Source organism: Psychrobacter phenylpyruvicus DSM 7000 = NBRC 102152, from assembly GCF_000685805.1.
Lineage (GTDB): Bacteria > Pseudomonadota > Gammaproteobacteria > Pseudomonadales > Moraxellaceae > Psychrobacter > Psychrobacter phenylpyruvicus.
This window is the reverse complement of the sequence record NZ_JMKP01000029.1, coordinates 1-16,209: the sequence shown is the minus strand read 5'-3', so window position 1 is coordinate 16,209 and position 16,209 is coordinate 1. Positions and strand designations below refer to the sequence as shown.

Sequence of the window (16,209 nt, the reverse complement as noted above, 5' to 3'; positions counted from 1 at the left end):
AACACCCTTTTGCTTATGTTATAATAACGCCCAACTATTGCCATTTAAGTGGGCATCCCTTACCGATATCTTTATCGCTGTATCTGTCTTATACCCTCTTTATAATCTCTATTTTATAACCCTTAACGACTATCATCTTGGACTGCTTAATATGAGTGCTACTTTATTTGACCCTAAAACTATTCGTCAGCAACCAACGGATAATATACACTCAGCTGAAACCCTAGCTGTGGATAGCTTAGCTCAATCCAATCATCCTACTGGGATGGCAAAAAAGAAAGTTTATATTGCTACCCAAGGCTGTCAGATGAACGTGTATGACTCAGAAAAAATGGGCAACGTGTTGGGTGACTCTCATGACATGGAGGTCACTGACAATATTGAAGAAGCCGATGTGCTACTAATGAACACCTGCTCTATTCGCGAAAAAGCGCAAGAAAAAGTATTCTCTGAGCTGGGCCGTTGGCGCAAGTTAAAAGAAGACAATCCTGATTTGGTTATCGGTGTGGGCGGCTGTGTGGCTTCACAAGAGGGCGATAATATTCAAAAACGTGCCCCGTATGTGGACATGGTGTTCGGGCCACAAACCTTGCATAGATTACCTGAGCTGTATGACAAATCTACCGCACAAAAGCAAGTTAAGCCCAAAGACCGTATCGGTACGGTTGATGTGTCATTCCCAAGTATTGAAAAATTTGACTTCCTGCCTGAACCAAAAGTGGAAGGATACCGTGCCTTTGTTTCTATTATGGAAGGCTGCTCAAAGTATTGCTCATTTTGTGTAGTGCCCTACACTCGCGGTGAAGAGCTATCACGTCCCCTAGATGATGTGTTGGCCGAAATTGACAGCTTGGCTCAACAAGGGGTGCGCGAAATTACCTTATTGGGCCAAAACGTAAACGGCTATCGTGGTGAAAAAGACGATGGCAGCATCTGCCGTTTTGCTGAGCTACTACACTATGTGGCCCACGTTGATGGTATCGAGCGTATTCGCTATACCACCAGCCATCCGCTTGAATTTACTGATGACATCATCGAAGCTTATGCCAAACTGCCACAGCTGGTATCGCATTTACATCTGCCGGTTCAAAGTGGCTCAAATAAAATCTTGGCTGCCATGAAGCGCAACCACACCATCGATGTGTATATCAATCAGATCAAAAAGCTGATGGCTGTGCGCCCTGATATGCATTTGTCCAGTGACTTTATCATCGGCTTCCCAGGGGAGACCGAAGAGGACTTCCTAGACACTTTAAATTTAGCCAAAGACTTAGATTTCGATCACTCTTATAGCTTTATCTATTCCAAGCGTCCAGGCACACCAGCCTCTGAACTGCCTGATGATGTAAGCCTTGCGACCAAAAAAGAGCGCTTGGCTATTTTCCAAAAAGTCATCCGTGATTCAACGCTGAAAAAGACTGAAGAAATGGTAGGCAAAACCTTACGAGTGATGGTGGAAGAAATTGCCGATCGCTATCCAGATCAGCTACTTGGCACAGCAGACAACACCCGTTCTGTGCTGTTTAAAGCCACTGAACAACAGAAAAAAGACTTGATGGGTAAATTTGTCACCGTAAAAATCACGGACTTTGTAAGCCCGCATATGGTGCGTGGCGAATTGGTCGATATTTTAGGCTAAACCGGTAGCGGCCAGTGGATTTAAGTTTCAGCTGACTTAAATATAGCCAATACTATTAAAGACTGCCAATATCAAAAAAGGGTTCAATGACAAATCTTTGAACCCTTTTTTAGTTATAGTAAATCCTTAATCAAAAATCTACAGTGACCACTTCCCACAGCAAGGCGACAGCGATAGCTATAAATATCAAACCACAAATTCTATTGAGCCAAAGCAGTCTTGAGCCTTGCCCCAACCAGCCTGACAGCTTGGTGCCCCCTAGGGTATACACTATTTGCCAAGTCGTCTCACTGATAAAAAACCCTAAGGTGAGCCACACATACTGTGGCCACAGCGGTGCATTAAAGTTAATAAACTTAGGAAAAAAAGCAGCAAAAAACAAAATAGCCTTGGGATTAGATAGCGATACCCACATCCCTTGCCGAAACCGCTTACCAGCGGTTTTGATACCAATACTGTTGACTTGTACGCTTTGTGGTTCTGAGCTTTTGGTAAACTGCACATTCTCGGCAGCATGTCGCCAAGACTGCATACCCAGATACATCAGGTACAAAGAGCCAACCACTTTCATTACCGTCAGCAGCCACGGCAACTTTCGGCTAATGATATCGATGCCCAGTAGCGCCGAAACCAGTAGTATAAATAACCCAAAACTTAGGCCAGCCAATACCCATAGCGTCTGCCTTATGCCATGATTCAGTCCGTACTGAAAGGCGAGTAACATATTGGGGCCGGGTGTGGCGGAGAGTATAAAAGCGCTAAAAAAGAATATTAAAAATACCGAAATGCTCATCCAGCATTACCTTAAAGTTGGGAGCTATAAAGATTATAAAACCGGCTACTTTATACAAGTAGCCAGTTTATAATAAAAGCCATTAGCTCAGTACTGCAATAAAAGATCATTAACTCTGTAGCGAGCCAAGCAATTTATCCAAAAACACATCACATTTAGCCAACTGCTCTAATTCAACAAACTCATTGGCCTTATGCGCCTGCTCAATACTGCCTGGACCACAAATAACGGTAGGAATACCAGCATTGGTAAACTGACCGCCCTCTGTGGCATAAGCCACCTTATGGCGCGCTGAACAGCTTACTAAGCCTGCGATTAATTGTTGTAGAGCTTCACTTTCACTGTCTGTCATTGCCGGTACACTTTCTAATTGCTCAATCTCAATACCAGTATTGACATCTACTTGCTGCATCTGCTGATTAAGCTCGCCAATCTTTTGCTTAATGGCCGGTAAAATATCTGCGTTACCCATGGTCGGCAAGTTGCGATAATCAAAGGTAAACTCACAAAAATTAGGCACAATATTGGTCGCTGTACCGCCTTGAATAGTACCTATGGATAATGTGGAGTAAGGCACATCAAATAGAGGATCTGTTTGATCAGACTCCACCAACTGAGCTGCCAGCTCATCAATAAATCCAATTAACTTCGCGGCGTAGCTGATGGCGTTCACCCCTTGATGGGTTAAAGAGGAGTGAGCCGACTTGCCATGTACCGAGCAGCGAAAGACTGCAATGCCTTTATGGGCAATGACCATCTTCATAGAAGACGGCTCACCGACGATACAATAATCAGGACGGATACCGCGCTGCTTTAATTCCTCAAGCATTAACGGAGCACCTAAACAGCCAACCTCTTCATCGAAGGACAATGCCAGATGTAGTGGCTTAGTCAGACTGCCTTGCTTTGACAGCTCTACCGCTTTGGACAACACAGTCAACGCACTGGCAATAAAGCCTTTCATATCACAAGCACCACGGCCATAAAGCTTATCGCCTCGTATCACCGCCTCAAAAGGGTTTGAGTCCCAGTCTTGACCATCAACGGGCACCACATCGGTATGCCCAGACAGCACAATACCACCACTGGTTATTTGTTGTTCAGAACCCTTACCTGCTGAGATGGTGACAAATAAGTTGGCCTTACTGTTGTCTTCATTGAAGGTCAATACCGGCGATAAGCCCAAGCTTTCACAATAGGCTTGCACCTCTTCGATAAGGGCTAAATTAGAATGACGGCTCACTGTATCAAAGCCAATTAATCGCTTGAGCCACTCGATACTGTCACTGGGATAAAGGGTAGTTTGATTTAGCGAGGGCATGATTATTCCTTACAAAGTTAAAATAATAAAACTAAGATTTATCCTGCTTCCAGGCTTGCAAATGCAAGGCTTTGACTTCTTCATCTAGCCCCGCTACTGGGCCTTGTGCCTCAATATCAGGTGCAACCTCATTAATGCTTAAGCTATTTATTGGGGTGTCAGCGCTTATACCTTGCTCTTGCTGCCAATGTTGCAATTGCTTTGACGAGCTGGCATAGACTATACGACCCAGCCCCGCCCAAGCATGAGCTGCGGAGCACATAGCACAGTGCTCTCCTGACGTATATACCACAGCTTGACGCCGTGCCTCCTCACTCATATTGACAGCTGCCCATTGTGCCAAAGCCAGCTCAGGATGGTAGGTGGCCTCAAGACTATTAATGCGGTTACGGTCTTCTTTTAACACCTCACCACTACCGGCTACTAACACGCTACCAAAGGGAGAATCCCCTGCCTGCAGTGCCTCAGCAGCCAGTTCAATACAGCGCTTTAAATGAGTTTCGTCCTGTTTAGTTATCATTAAATTCTCCTATTTTATTTTTATGCCTTGATAAATTATACATAGTGCTACTTAGGCTTTAATTAGGCTTTAATGTAACACAAAAAGGCCAGCCCAGTTTATCTGGGCTGGCCTTTTGTTATATTCAATCAGAGCTAATAGCATTCAATCAGAGCCAATAGCATTCAATCAGAGCCAATAGCATTCAATCAGAGCTAATAGCAATCAGAGCTAAATACTGCTCAAACCGCTAAAGATGTCGTTAAGACGGGTTGTTTTGATTCATAATATCAATTACCGGTGGGATAGGCTTAGGCTTTATCCCTTCTTGCTCAAGTTCTTTGGCAGTCTTAGCATCAATAGATAAGCCGGCGATAAGAGGCAGGCTCATCATAGATTTGCGAGGTCGGATTGCCAAGCTCACTGGCACCATACGCACAAACTCATATAGATATAGGTACGACTCTTCCCCGCCCTCAAACTCATCATCTGGATCGAGACGAATGCTGCCAATTTTTGACAAATCAGAGAATATTGCATTCTCTTCAGTAGTCAAAGTACAACCGGTCACTCCAAATCCCGTCATAAAACCATTAACCCACTGCTTTAGGGCCATAACCCGCTCATACAAATCATGCTCATCGTCTGGTACTAACGGCGAGTATTGATAAGCATCATCTTTGTCCTTTAGCTGAAACGAAGTATCTTCCGCCTCTTCTGTCAGCAAAGTTAAAGCGGCTTCATTGGGAATAGAAAAGCTTAATTCAGTCAGTAGCTGCTCCCACTCTTCAATTTTGGTGGGTGCATGACACACCGTCATAAGCCCTGTCATCAGCCCATGCAGTTCGCTAATGGTCACATCGTTCCACTCAGCAAAAGCTGTTTCCCAATCATTCCAGCCTGAAATATCGTCATTCATTACAATTACCTTTTTATTAACGGTGAGATCTATTACTAAGTGCGTGCCCTATTTATAGGCCTAGCTATTTATTGATTCAACTATCTACTGCGAATAACTATTTACTGTTAAAAAGCTACTAGGTCACTACCACTTCTGTTAAATTGTTGCGGTGTATGTCGCTTATTTTTTAGCTTAGCTTATGACAAAATGTCAAAATCCGTACTTTTGCAAACACATTCGTTAACAACCTACTGCTAGATATAATGTGGGCATCTGTGGCATTATTAAAGGTATCATATACATAACCTTGCATTTAAATTTTATCCGACTTTATTAGAAGTGATACTCCATGACTCAGTCTTTAATTGAAAAACTGCAACATTTAGATTCTATATTGCACGATGTTCGACAGCGTTATGATGCCTCTCATAATGAGCTGCTTTCGCTAAAAGCTGCCCCTCAAGTAGATACCCAACAAGTTGAGCAGTTGCAGCAACAGCTTACCGACTCACAGAGTGCTCATGAACAGTCTCAGCAAACCCAGCAACAACTAGAGCAACAACTCTCTGAAGCTCAAAGTGTGATGGAACAGGCTCAACAAGAGCATGAAACTCTTGAAAGACTCTATAATCAGCTTGACGATGAGCACAAAAGCCTAACTGAAGCCCACAACACTCTCAATGATAATTACAGCGAGCTGCTACAAAAATGTGAAGCGTTAGAGCAAGCGAATCAAATGCTATTAGAAAAAAACCGCTTGGCAAAAGAACACACCAAAGTGGTGATGCAGCGCTTAACTTTAATTGACCAAGCTGTAGAGTAACCCCTACCTAGCTTCTTTATTCCAATTTTTTAAGAGAACATTATGTCCACTGATTATCCAAATGACTACGAGCCGCAAGACTCTGAGGTTAGCCTTAACGAGCAGTCTGTCTTATCCGAAGATTTTACTGAAGAAGCTTACGGACTAGACAATGAGCAGCACGCAGAAAATATTGATTCTGCAAGCTACGACAACGATTACTCTGTACAGACCTCTAACACAGCAGATTTAGCAGAGATTGAAGCTGAACCCGAGCCTCAATATTCAGCTGTCGATATCAGTATCTTAGATAAACACTATACAATTAACTGCCCGGTAGGTGAAGAACACGAGCTATTCGCTGCCAGCGACTTTATCAATAATTTTATTGAAGATCTGCGGGCTCATGCTCCGCAATTGCCGCATGAAAACTTATTGGTTCTTTGCTGCTTAAACCTTTATGAGAAACTGCAACAGACTAAGAACGGTGCCGCTGCTAATGAACAGAGTATTGAGCAGGCCAATCAGCTTGTTGAGCAAATGATTCAAGACATGCAGTTAGCTCAGTAATAACCACAGATTAGCTGACTATGATCTCCCTATTTTAAGGCTGCCAAATTGTTGTGCAGCCTTTTATTTGTCAAATTTTTGATCGTTTATTCATCAAACTCTATGGTGCACGATTTGCATGAAAGTCGGCTTGATGGTCATAATTACAAAAAAACCAACTGGTCATTTTCTTTAACTGTTGATTCTTTTCGAACAACTGCTTTTGTAGCTGCTCATATTGGGCCGAAGCTTGTTTCTTTTGTTGACGAGTCAGTGTTTTTTGATGAGCTTTATCATTAACCGTTGTCTCATAAGCCAATATTTGCTCATTAATGGCCGCCACCTCTGCAGTCAGCTGAGTAACTTGCGTCTGCTCGGCCTCAGCTAATTGGGCTTGTGGTATGGCTTCAATCACCCCTCTATATTCCGCTAAGGGGTAACCACAAAGGTCACAGTCCCTTGGAGTAATAATATCCCCTTTTTTGGGCATAAACTCCTTGGGCGGCTTAGGGTACATAAATTTAAAAAAGGCCCACATAGCAAGCCAGATTAGGACAAGGGTAAAGACAAATGCAAACATGATAAAATCCCCTAGTTTTGCCCGCTAAATCAATCGGGCTTAGCTATAACACAAAAATTTGATGTTATACTAAAGGTAATTGTATCGTTTTTCGACTACAAAAGTCGTTAACAATGGAAACAACAAGAAATTATTAACCCTACTGTATTTGATAAAGTAGGATTTACATATCAAATAGCAGTCATAACAAAGCCAAAATTTTTAGTGGGCAATAGTAGTTAGCTACTTGTATTAACAAGACTAGACTAACTTGATATTAACAAGATTAACTTGGCAAAAGTACTTTGCTAATTTGATAGATAATATTTTAGATTATAAAAAACACCAAACCTTTTAACGCAAACGCTAAATTTTACTTGGCTCAAAATCAACACTAACAAAATTTAATAAGTTGTTTTTGCTGCGAGAAAAGTAGCGCTAATCCCCATAACAAATAGGACCTAATAATGTCTAATGAAAACAACAGCACTGAACTAAAAGGAAAGTCGCTGAAATTTGCAATGGCTCAATCTCACTTCATGGTGGGAGATATCCAAAATAATATCCAAAAAATGCGTAGCCTAGCCATCGAAGCACGTGACAACGGTGCCGATATTATCATATTCCCAGAGTTGGCTTTATTGGGATATCCACCGGAAGACTTGCTACTACGTCCAAGCTTATCTGATCGCGTCAAAGCCGCCCTAAGCTCATTAACGGATATTAATGATATCGTTATGATTATCGGCTATCCTCATGTGGATTATCATGGCACATTCAACTCAGCTGCCATCATTCAAAATGGCCAACAAAAAGGCTTTTATCATAAGCAATACCTACCCAACTACGGGGTATTTGATGAGCGTCGTTACTTTGACAAAGGTCGCAACCAAGTACTTTTTGATTATCAAGGCCTTACTATTGGCCTGCTAATCTGTGAAGACTTATGGCAAGAAGACCCTATCAAAGCCTTAAAAGATCAAGGTGCTGATCTAGTAGTAACTATTAACGCCTCTCCTTTTGAAGCTGGTAAACAGCACACTCGCCAAGCTTTATTGCATAAAAGAGCGACGGATAATGACTTACCCATCGTTTATGTCAATGCGGTAGGGGGTCAAGACGACCTCGTGTTTGATGGGGGCTCTATGGCAATTCAAGCCAATGGCGAAATAGCCCATGAGGCGCCTCGCTTCCTAGAGCATCTGTTATATGCCAGCTTTGATATTGAAAGTGGTCAATTTGATACTCAAGCTAAAGCACCACTACAATTGAGCGCCGAATCAGAAACTTATCAAGCTTTAGTTGTCGGCTTACGTGACTACGTCAACCATTCAGGATTTGAAGGGGTTATCGTCGGTCTTTCAGGTGGTATCGACTCTGCATTGACCTTATGTATCGCCGTTGATGCTTTAGGATCAGATAAAGTGTATGCGGTAATGATGCCATATGAATACACATCTCAGATCAGCTTAGAAGATGCTCAAGCTCAAGCCCGCAGATTGAATGTGTCTTATACCGTTTGCCCAATCCATGACGCTGTGGCTGGTATGCGACATACTCTAGCACCTTTATTTAGCAAGGCCAAAATGGACACCACTGAAGAGAATATTCAGGCCCGTGCCCGTGGCATGATCTTAATGGCCTTATCTAATAAATTTGGTCATCTCGTTATCACCACTGGCAACAAATCTGAAATGGCTGTGGGCTACTCCACCTTATATGGCGATATGGCTGGCGGATTTGATGTATTAAAAGACGTTTATAAGACTCAAGTTTATGCTTTGGCCAATTATCGTAACCGCTTGGAGGACACAGATGTTATCCCTGAACGTGTTATCACGCGCGCCCCTTCAGCTGAGCTACGTCCAGACCAAAAAGACCAAGACAGCTTACCAGATTACGATATACTAGACGCCATCTTAAAAGACTACATCGATAACGATTTGGGCTTTAATGAGATTACCGCTAAAGGCTTTGACCCTGATGTGGTGCGTCAGATCATCCGCTTAGTAGACAGAAGTGAATATAAGCGTCGTCAAGCGGCCATCGGTACCAAAGTTAGTCATAAGGCTTTTGGCCGTGAGCGTCGTTATCCTTTGGTTAATGGTTGGAGTATTGAAAGCAAATAATAAAGCCGCTTTCATCATTATCTAGGTAATAAAATAAAAGGAGCTTCAATTAATCTGAAGCTCCTTTTATTTAGATCTTAAAAATCATTTAGGTCTTAAAGCTTAGCTTAGCTTAGTCTCTTGCTCCAAAAATCGCACTACCAACCCGAACCATCGTTGAGCCATGAGCAATGGCTTGCTCCATATCGCCACTCATCCCCATGCTCAAGGTATCCCATTGTGTTAATTCAGGATGCGCCTGCTTAATCTCATCAAACAGCTTTTTAGTACGCTCAAAAGCATCCGTGCCCTCTTTGGACGGAATAATCATTAGCCCGCGTAAGCTTAGCTTATCATAGCCTTTAATGCCGGCAATTAGCTTATCTAACTCACTGGGCAAACACCCAGACTTACTGTCTTCATTGTCTATATTGACTTGAACCAACACATTGATCTTACCTAAATTATCGGGGCGTTGGTCATTAAGACGCTTGGCAATAATATCGCGCTCAATGGTATGTACCCAGTCGAAGTTCTCAGCGATATCTCGGGTTTTATTGCGTTGAATATGACCGATATAATGCCAAATAATAGCTTCAGTAGCCGCTGAGCTTGCGCCAAGCTCTTTGATCTCTGCCATCTTCCCTGCTGCTTCTTGCAGGTAATTTTCTCCAAAATGTCTCTGCCCTGCTTCGGCCAACTCAATAATCATTTGAGCAGGCTTAGTCTTAGATACTGCCAACAAAGTAACCGTATCTCGATTCGAAGCGGCACGTGCCTTATCAATTTGTTCGATAACTTGTTGCCATCTTTGTAGCAGTGTCGTATTCATTATATTGCCCTCATAAAATTTATTTTTTAGTTAGTTTTTTTTGGCCATACCTTATTTTTGGCTATATCGTATTTTTTGGCCATACCTTATTTTTGGCTATACCCTAATAGTAACATTTACCACCCTGCCTGCTCTATTGGTAGATGTTTACACTGCCTACACAGCTTGTCTTTTTAATTGCTATTAAAGCATACGCTATCCATAAGCACTGACAAATAGGCATTGACCCAAAAAAAGTTACTCATAGGGTAAGTAGACTTGTTATGCTACTGATATCCATTAATTGCACAAGGAGAGCCTACGTGGCTGACGCGCAAGTACTAAGCTTCAAGGATATTCAGTCTTTACTTGCCCACACTATTCAATGCCAGGCCTCAGACTTACATTTATCTACTGGGATGCCGGCCATGCTGCGCATAGCAGGTGATATGACCGCGGTAAATATGCCTGCCTTGCGAGAGACAGAGGTTGAGGCATTTATTAGAAGTACCATGAGTAACGCTCAATATAACGAGTTTCAAAATAACCTAGAACTCGATTATGCTTACTTTTTGCCCAAAGTTGGCCGCTTTAGAATTAACGCCTTTACTCAAAGCCGGGGAATAGCCGCTGTATTTAGAATCATACCCTCCAACGTTCCTAGCTTAGCACAGCTTAATTTAAATCGAGCTGTTGACACTGACTTAGACACCTCTGCTGCTAACATTAAAACTCCTCAACCAGATACCCAAGCTATCTTTGAAAAAATTGCCAACCTACGCCAAGGTTTGGTACTGGTTACCGGTCCCACAGGCTGTGGTAAATCTACAACAGTGGCAGCTTTAGTTGACCATATTAATAGCACTAAACCGGCCCATATCCTTACCATTGAAGACCCTATTGAGTTCATTCATGACTCGAAGAGAAGCTTGGTAAATCAGCGAGAAGTATCTCAGCATACTTCGGATTTTAGCAGTGCACTTCGTTCTGCCTTACGGGAGGACCCTGATGTTATTGTTATTGGAGAATTAAGAGATTTAAGCAGTATCCAATTGGCCCTTACTGCGGCTGAAACCGGGCACCTAGTCTTTGCAACCTTGCATACTAATTCCGCGACCAAAACCATAGACAGGCTCATTGATGTCTTCCCTGCAGCCGAAAAAGAAATGGTCAGAGCCATGCTGTCAGAATCTTTACAGGCGGTCATCTCTCAAATTTTAGTGAAGCGTATCCAAGGTGGACGTATTGCAGCCCATGAGATTATGGTTACTACTCCGGCCATACGTAATTTAATTCGTCAAAACAAATTAGCGCAAATGTACTCTGTTATTCAAACCAGTAATGGCATAGGTATGCGCACATTCCAGCAGTCATTACAGCAGCTGGTAGAGGATAAGGTGATTGCCTCAGAGTATCTGACCGCGTGAGCATTCTCTAAAAATAGCCTCCCTTATTTTAGCCTTATATCCCTTATTTTAGCCTTATAATGAAGAACAACCCTGCCCTGTAAAACCCAACTATCACCCACAAAAAAACCCGTTTAAAAAACGGGTTTTCTAATACCACATAACGCAGTTTATGGTTTTGCTGCCTTTGGATTAATGCTAACGAAGCTGCCAGCTGCTTTGCCATTACTTTTTGGCTGAATCTTGGCACTCTTCATTTTCGCATAAGCCATATAGCACTAAAGAGTGGCCAGACAATCTAAACCCATGCTCTTTAGCTACTTTTAGCTGCTCTTTCTCAATGATTGGGTTATGAAACTCAATGATTTTCCCACACACATCACAGACCATGTGATCGTGATGTTCATCTTGAGTAATCTCAAACACAGATAAGTTGTTTTCAAAATTATGACGCTCAACAATACCGGCTTGCTCGAATTGGGTTAGCACTCGATATACTGTAGCTAAGCCAACATCCTCTCCTTGCTCTATTAACGCCTTATAGACCTCTTCAGCACTCATATGATGGTCTTCAGCACTCTCTAATAGCTCAAGGATCTTGATACGAGGCAAAGTAATTTTTAAACCCGCTTTACGTAACTCTTGATTGATGATTTTCATTGTAATCCTTATAACTTTATAATTTATGAGTGGAACCCGTGTTAAACTAGTAAATAATGCAAATTTTAGTTAAATACTCTCGTAAGTGGTAGGCAATTGCAAGTAATTGACGTATCATTTATGAAAATGAGTTAAGCCTAGCTCAGATTAAATCCGGGGAACAGCCCATCAGTTTAACTGGGTTATCTTACCAAAACTTTATTATCAGTTTATAATTATCAGAACTTTGGTAATTTTTATAACTGTCTTAATCCTTAGAGGCTTACTCTAAAGACTACATTAGGTAATTCTAAAACGTGAAACTATGAATATATTAAAAAAATTACTTTACCCTATCGCTATTAGCGCCACACTTACTCTATCAGCTTGTTCTATTTTTGGTGTCTATACCATTGATTTACCTCAAGGGACCCCAATCACTCAAGCTCAAGCACAGCAAGTTCAACCTGGTATGAGCAAAAACCAAGTCCTTTATTTGCTAGGTAGCCCAGCTGTACGCGATACACTAGCGCCTAACCGTTGGGACTATATTTACGACTATACGCCAGGGACTTATGGACAACGAGAAGGCAAAAAAGTAATTACTAACGCCAGCCAACATCTGATCATTTATTTTGATGAGTCAGAAACTGTGGTCAAAGTAGAAGGTATCGAAAGCCTTCCTACTAGCAATAAATAACCGTTGGTCTTATCTTTGAGATAACCCTTGTTTGCACTAAAGCTCGCTTCTACTTAAACTCGCATCTATTAGACAGTGGCATCTACTAGACACATGCTTCTATTAGATACTTGCTTCTTATAAGACAAGAGTTAAACGGCTTTTATAGAGGGTTATCTTATATCCTACCTTATATTTGCTTGTATATACAGCTATCCCTTACTAACAGCTCGCTTTTTGCGTTTACGCATCGGATCAATAGTCAACGGTCGATAGATCTCAATGCGATCATGAGCATGTAACACATAACTTAATAGCTTCTTCTGGGAGAACACTCCTACAGCCCAGCTCTTGTTATTAATTTGCTCATCTTGAGCATGCTCATCACACCACTGCTGTAAAGCGGGGTATTTCTGCAACCATCCTGACTGCTGCAAAGCTTGCAGTAAGGTTGTGCCCTGAGCCACTTCCATCTCTAAGTATAGACTATCTGTGGCAGACGGGGCATAGGCTAAGCTTATAGGTAAGCCTGCCTGAGTCTTATTCAAAGTGCTGAATGAACTTGAATTCATGACAATAACCAACCTGCTACAGCGACCAAAATCAGTAGCGGTACTAAGATGCGAATCGCCACACGCCACAGATTATAAACCCCTTCTGAGCTGAAGTTTAATGATTTTCGCATGTGACTAATTTTCATTTGCCAACCTGAAAAAATAGCCAACACTAAAGCACTTAGAACACTAACGATCACCAACAGTACCGCCAAAGACTGAGGGCTGGCAATAGCCACCAATAAGATAGTCAATAGCATACTAATGGCAGTAGCTATCCAGATACCAAATCTTTGGAATAAATTGGCAATTTGCGCACTGGCATAATGCATAAAAAATGCTGAAGCCGCTAATACGCCAAAGGCATAAACTAAGGTGGTAACTGGCGCAAAATTCCCAGTGGAAAATATCAAAGCCACGCTACCAATCACCAACTGCGTTAACCAAATAGGTAATACCGTTTTTGTTGCAATCTCACGGGTATTGCGTCCAGCTTCTGCACTATGATTAGGATCGTGGCTTACCAAGGGGTTATTAAACCAAAATAGACCTGTGCCCACTCCCACACTGACTAACGCCAGCGTTACCGCTCTGGCCCACTCACCTAAGCTAGGCTCAGTCATGATAAGTACGATTGATGAAATATTAGTCACAGCTGCCATAATAAAGGCCACAGCAATTAGTGCCAAAGACGCCACTAAAGTGCTGCCACCCAACAAGCTCAGCATCGCGGCGATAATTACCATAATTATGCCTAAGGCGTAAGAAGGCACCTGTAGCGATAAGCCTAGCTCTTGGGTAGCCTGTAATAGATTGGCACTCACAGCATCAATACTTAAACCAGCGATAACCAATGACAGCAATACCGTTAACCACACAAAGCTGCGCCAGATGGTACTGGTATCCGCCTGTCTAGTAAGCTCTTGAATACCTTTAGCGGGTATTTTTTGGCTGCGGTGAGCCAGGCCAATCTCTGCATATAATAGAGGCAGACCGACGACGACCATTGCCAATAGCCACATTAACCAAAAGTCTATTTGACCAACAGGCGTAGGAATAAACCATCTAAATAGAAGTAGAGGCAGTAAGGCAGCAATAAATAGTGAGGCAAAACGATTTTGCATGCTGATATCCATGGATTGAGATTATTGTTTAGGTTGAAATTATAGTTAATGACAATCTAACTGATTTTGAACAGCCAAATCAAATGTATTCGCGTATCTACGACGCTTATATAAAAATATTGGGTTAAATTATAAACTTTAAATAGCCCTCACAAATTTAAAGCTGATAATAAACAAAAACCCCGAAGAACGGGGTTTTTGTTTATTAAATCTCTTTAGCTACTTTGGGTGAGGTAGCTTTATTAGCTATTATCGAATACGATTTAGCTGATAAACTTACCTAGCCGTTAAATTAGTGAACTGCACTAACAAACTGCGATAAGATTTTGATATCGCGATCGCTAAGTCTCGCAGCAACCACTTGCATCATACCTTTCTCACCTTCTTTGGCAGCATCGTTAATACGTTTTTGATCCTTAGCTACATCATCTTCACGACCAGCGGCACGGAACATTTTTAATTGTAGACCAATGTATTCAGCGTGCTGACCACCAATACGTGGGAAAGCAGCATAAGCGTTACCTGCGCCTTTAGGGTCATGACACCCTGCACAGCCAATAACACCACGCTTTTTGTCGCCGCCTAAGAACAGCTTGCCCGCTTCTTCAGCAGTGGCTGGGTTACCTGCGAACGCACCCCATGGCTTTTGTTCAGAGTAATAGCCAGCAACGTTTGCTAGATCTTGTTCATTTAGGGTAGCGATCTGACCTTGCATGATACCGTTAATACGATATCCGGTTTTAAAATCTCTTAATTGTTTGAAAAGATAGCGAACATTTTGACCGCCAAGGTTAGGCTGAGTGGGGACAACACTAATCCCTGTCATACCATGACAAGCAGCACAGTTCTCTTCAACAATTTTTTGACCGGCTGCGGCATCATATTTAGGCACAGTAATAACTGCACTGGCGCTGATACTGGCAACACATAGGCTGGTGGCAACGAGCAATTTTTTCATTGTAGTCTAATCCTACTAAATCTTTCAGGCGGTAGCTAAGCAACTATAACTTTGACGCTGAAATGATGATAGCCAAACATTAACTATCAGGCATCACTTAACCCAAATTTAGGGACAAGCTATCAGCGCATGGTTCAGTTATAACTACTCACAGAGAATAATTAATGCCATTATTATATCAATAGTTTTGTAAAAATAGCTACCTATCCGTGACATATTAGTCAGTACGCAGCAATAAATCTCACTTAATCTGACTTATAAAGACTAAAAGCCCTGATTAAATCAGGGCTTTGCGAAATAGCAAGAGAGATAAAAATAGTAATATTCAATGAAAACTAAAGGTTATTTGGACATATATTCAATTAATTCAGCATAATCTTTGCTAGTTTTACAGTCGCCACATAACCCGCCAGCAGGCATCTGTTTACCGCCTACTCTCACAGATTCAACCAAAGCAGGCATACCTTTTTCAGATTTTAGTTTTTGCCAATACTGGGTGTCGCCTTTTTGCGGTGCTGAAAATGCCCCACTTGAGTGACAGGTAGCACAGCTTGCCTCATAGCGTTTTGCAACATCGGCATTACCCAAGATGGGAAGACTACTTAGCATTAGGGTAGCAAACACAGGTAATAGCACTTTATTAAACTTCATTAATACTCTCCTTACCTTCGTCGCTTCTTAACACCACATGAATAAATGCGTGTGAAAAGACTTAAGCATTAATGGCTCTGCATGAGCCGTAAATATAACGAGGTGTCGTACAATTAATAAAAATACCCCACTCTCAACACTTTTAGGGGTTGAAAAAAAATGACACCTCACTATCCTTAAAGTTTTCGACCAAGAAGACCAAGGACAATGAGATGC

Annotated in this window: 17 protein-coding genes; 6 read left to right on the top strand and 11 right to left on the bottom strand. The window is 42.0% G+C overall.

Annotated elements, in window-relative coordinates; all coding sequences use genetic code 11:
* Positions 1-151 precede the first annotated feature (151 nt).
* A complete protein-coding gene (gene miaB, locus G561_RS0110545; protein ID WP_028859531.1) occupies positions 152-1,639 on the top strand; it encodes a tRNA (N6-isopentenyl adenosine(37)-C2)-methylthiotransferase MiaB in 1,488 nt (495 codons plus the stop codon).
* 130 nt (positions 1,640-1,769) lie between these two features.
* Here miaB and G561_RS0110540 read toward each other — a convergent pair whose 3' ends face one another.
* The 4 genes from G561_RS0110540 to G561_RS0110525 form a co-directional block, all read right to left on the bottom strand.
* Positions 1,770-2,432: a LysE family translocator gene (locus G561_RS0110540; protein ID WP_028859530.1), complete on the bottom strand. Its 663-nt coding sequence runs from the start codon at positions 2,430-2,432 to the stop codon at positions 1,770-1,772.
* Between the two features lie 109 nt (positions 2,433-2,541).
* Positions 2,542-3,753 carry an acetylornithine deacetylase gene (gene argE / locus G561_RS0110535; RefSeq protein WP_028859529.1) on the bottom strand — a complete coding sequence of 404 codons (1,212 nt, stop codon included), beginning with the start codon at positions 3,751-3,753 and terminating at the stop codon, positions 2,542-2,544.
* 31 nt (positions 3,754-3,784) lie between these two features.
* Positions 3,785-4,273: a nucleoside deaminase gene (locus G561_RS0110530; RefSeq protein ID WP_028859528.1), complete on the bottom strand. Its 489-nt coding sequence runs from the start codon at positions 4,271-4,273 to the stop codon at positions 3,785-3,787.
* A 241-nt stretch (positions 4,274-4,514) separates the two neighbouring features.
* Positions 4,515-5,171 (bottom strand): UPF0149 family protein, encoded by a 657-nt coding sequence (locus G561_RS0110525; RefSeq protein ID WP_028859527.1) that lies wholly within the window; start codon positions 5,169-5,171, stop codon positions 4,515-4,517.
* A gap of 331 nt (positions 5,172-5,502) precedes the next feature.
* On the opposite strand from G561_RS0110525, the gene G561_RS0110520 reads away from it, so the two are divergent.
* Both G561_RS0110520 and G561_RS15020 read left to right on the top strand, forming a co-directional pair.
* The gene (locus G561_RS0110520; protein WP_028859526.1) at positions 5,503-5,976 is read left to right on the top strand and encodes a hypothetical protein; all 474 of its coding nucleotides are present in this window, start codon (positions 5,503-5,505) and stop codon (positions 5,974-5,976) included.
* A gap of 42 nt (positions 5,977-6,018) precedes the next feature.
* Positions 6,019-6,525, top strand: coding sequence for a cell division protein ZapA (locus G561_RS15020; protein WP_051584506.1), 507 nt, complete (start codon positions 6,019-6,021; stop codon positions 6,523-6,525).
* Between the two features lie 100 nt (positions 6,526-6,625).
* Here the strand turns inward: G561_RS15020 and G561_RS0110510 are convergent, their stop codons facing one another.
* Positions 6,626-7,084, bottom strand: coding sequence for a hypothetical protein (locus G561_RS0110510; protein ID WP_028859524.1), 459 nt, complete (start codon positions 7,082-7,084; stop codon positions 6,626-6,628).
* 446 nt (positions 7,085-7,530) lie between these two features.
* Here G561_RS0110510 and G561_RS0110505 point away from each other — a divergent pair, with 446 nt between their 5' ends.
* A complete protein-coding gene (locus G561_RS0110505; RefSeq protein ID WP_028859523.1) occupies positions 7,531-9,192 on the top strand; it encodes an NAD+ synthase in 1,662 nt (553 codons plus the stop codon).
* A gap of 112 nt (positions 9,193-9,304) precedes the next feature.
* On the opposite strand, the gene G561_RS0110500 is transcribed toward G561_RS0110505, so the two are convergent.
* Positions 9,305-10,003: a YggS family pyridoxal phosphate-dependent enzyme gene (locus G561_RS0110500; protein WP_037032214.1), complete on the bottom strand. Its 699-nt coding sequence runs from the start codon at positions 10,001-10,003 to the stop codon at positions 9,305-9,307.
* 302 nt (positions 10,004-10,305) lie between these two features.
* Between G561_RS0110500 and G561_RS0110495 the strand changes: the two genes are divergently transcribed.
* Positions 10,306-11,409: a type IV pilus twitching motility protein PilT gene (locus G561_RS0110495; protein WP_028859521.1), complete on the top strand. Its 1,104-nt coding sequence runs from the start codon at positions 10,306-10,308 to the stop codon at positions 11,407-11,409.
* A gap of 204 nt (positions 11,410-11,613) precedes the next feature.
* Here the strand turns inward: G561_RS0110495 and fur are convergent, their stop codons facing one another.
* Complete coding sequence (gene fur, locus G561_RS0110490; protein ID WP_028859520.1) at positions 11,614-12,048, bottom strand: ferric iron uptake transcriptional regulator; 435 nt, start codon at positions 12,046-12,048, stop codon at positions 11,614-11,616.
* A 304-nt stretch (positions 12,049-12,352) separates the two neighbouring features.
* Here fur and G561_RS0110485 point away from each other — a divergent pair, with 304 nt between their 5' ends.
* On the top strand, positions 12,353-12,727 hold the full coding sequence (locus G561_RS0110485; RefSeq protein WP_028859519.1) for an outer membrane protein assembly factor BamE: 375 nt from the start codon (positions 12,353-12,355) through the stop codon (positions 12,725-12,727).
* A gap of 191 nt (positions 12,728-12,918) precedes the next feature.
* Here the strand turns inward: G561_RS0110485 and G561_RS0110480 are convergent, their stop codons facing one another.
* From G561_RS0110480 to G561_RS0110465, 4 genes are all read right to left on the bottom strand, one after another.
* On the bottom strand, positions 12,919-13,278 hold the full coding sequence (locus G561_RS0110480; RefSeq protein WP_051584505.1) for an RnfH family protein: 360 nt from the start codon (positions 13,276-13,278) through the stop codon (positions 12,919-12,921).
* Entirely contained in the window at positions 13,275-14,384 is a 1,110-nt protein-coding gene (locus G561_RS0110475; protein WP_028859517.1) for a hypothetical protein, read from the bottom strand. The genes G561_RS0110480 and G561_RS0110475 overlap by 4 nt, the downstream gene beginning before the upstream one ends.
* A 292-nt stretch (positions 14,385-14,676) precedes the next feature.
* Entirely contained in the window at positions 14,677-15,342 is a 666-nt protein-coding gene (locus tag G561_RS0110470) for a c-type cytochrome (RefSeq protein WP_028859516.1), read from the bottom strand.
* A 342-nt stretch (positions 15,343-15,684) separates the two neighbouring features.
* The gene (locus G561_RS0110465) at positions 15,685-15,993 is read right to left on the bottom strand and encodes a c-type cytochrome (RefSeq protein ID WP_037032212.1); all 309 of its coding nucleotides are present in this window, start codon (positions 15,991-15,993) and stop codon (positions 15,685-15,687) included.
* Positions 15,994-16,209: the final 216 nt, after the last annotated feature.

Excerpts from the sequence above, each read along its gene's own strand:
- G561_RS0110485 (WP_028859519.1), top strand. The coding sequence starts at position 12,353 with ATGAATATATTAAAAAAATTACTTTACCCTATCGCTATTAGCGCCACA.
- G561_RS0110540 (WP_028859530.1), bottom strand. The coding sequence starts at position 2,432 with ATGAGCATTTCGGTATTTTTAATATTCTTTTTTAGCGCTTTTATACTC.
- G561_RS0110480 (WP_051584505.1), bottom strand. The coding sequence starts at position 13,278 with ATGAATTCAAGTTCATTCAGCACTTTGAATAAGACTCAGGCAGGCTTA.
- G561_RS0110525 (WP_028859527.1), bottom strand. The coding sequence starts at position 5,171 with ATGAATGACGATATTTCAGGCTGGAATGATTGGGAAACAGCTTTTGCT.
- G561_RS0110500 (WP_037032214.1), bottom strand. The coding sequence starts at position 10,003 with ATGAATACGACACTGCTACAAAGATGGCAACAAGTTATCGAACAAATT.
- miaB (WP_028859531.1), top strand. The coding sequence starts at position 152 with ATGAGTGCTACTTTATTTGACCCTAAAACTATTCGTCAGCAACCAACG.
- G561_RS0110520 (WP_028859526.1), top strand. The coding sequence starts at position 5,503 with ATGACTCAGTCTTTAATTGAAAAACTGCAACATTTAGATTCTATATTG.
- G561_RS0110475 (WP_028859517.1), bottom strand. The coding sequence starts at position 14,384 with ATGCAAAATCGTTTTGCCTCACTATTTATTGCTGCCTTACTGCCTCTA.
- G561_RS0110510 (WP_028859524.1), bottom strand. The coding sequence starts at position 7,084 with ATGTTTGCATTTGTCTTTACCCTTGTCCTAATCTGGCTTGCTATGTGG.
- G561_RS0110470 (WP_028859516.1), bottom strand. The coding sequence starts at position 15,342 with ATGAAAAAATTGCTCGTTGCCACCAGCCTATGTGTTGCCAGTATCAGC.
- G561_RS0110530 (WP_028859528.1), bottom strand. The coding sequence starts at position 4,273 with ATGATAACTAAACAGGACGAAACTCATTTAAAGCGCTGTATTGAACTG.
- argE (WP_028859529.1), bottom strand. The coding sequence starts at position 3,753 with ATGCCCTCGCTAAATCAAACTACCCTTTATCCCAGTGACAGTATCGAG.
- G561_RS0110505 (WP_028859523.1), top strand. The coding sequence starts at position 7,531 with ATGTCTAATGAAAACAACAGCACTGAACTAAAAGGAAAGTCGCTGAAA.
- G561_RS0110465 (WP_037032212.1), bottom strand. The coding sequence starts at position 15,993 with ATGAAGTTTAATAAAGTGCTATTACCTGTGTTTGCTACCCTAATGCTA.
- G561_RS15020 (WP_051584506.1), top strand. The coding sequence starts at position 6,019 with ATGTCCACTGATTATCCAAATGACTACGAGCCGCAAGACTCTGAGGTT.
- fur (WP_028859520.1), bottom strand. The coding sequence starts at position 12,048 with ATGAAAATCATCAATCAAGAGTTACGTAAAGCGGGTTTAAAAATTACT.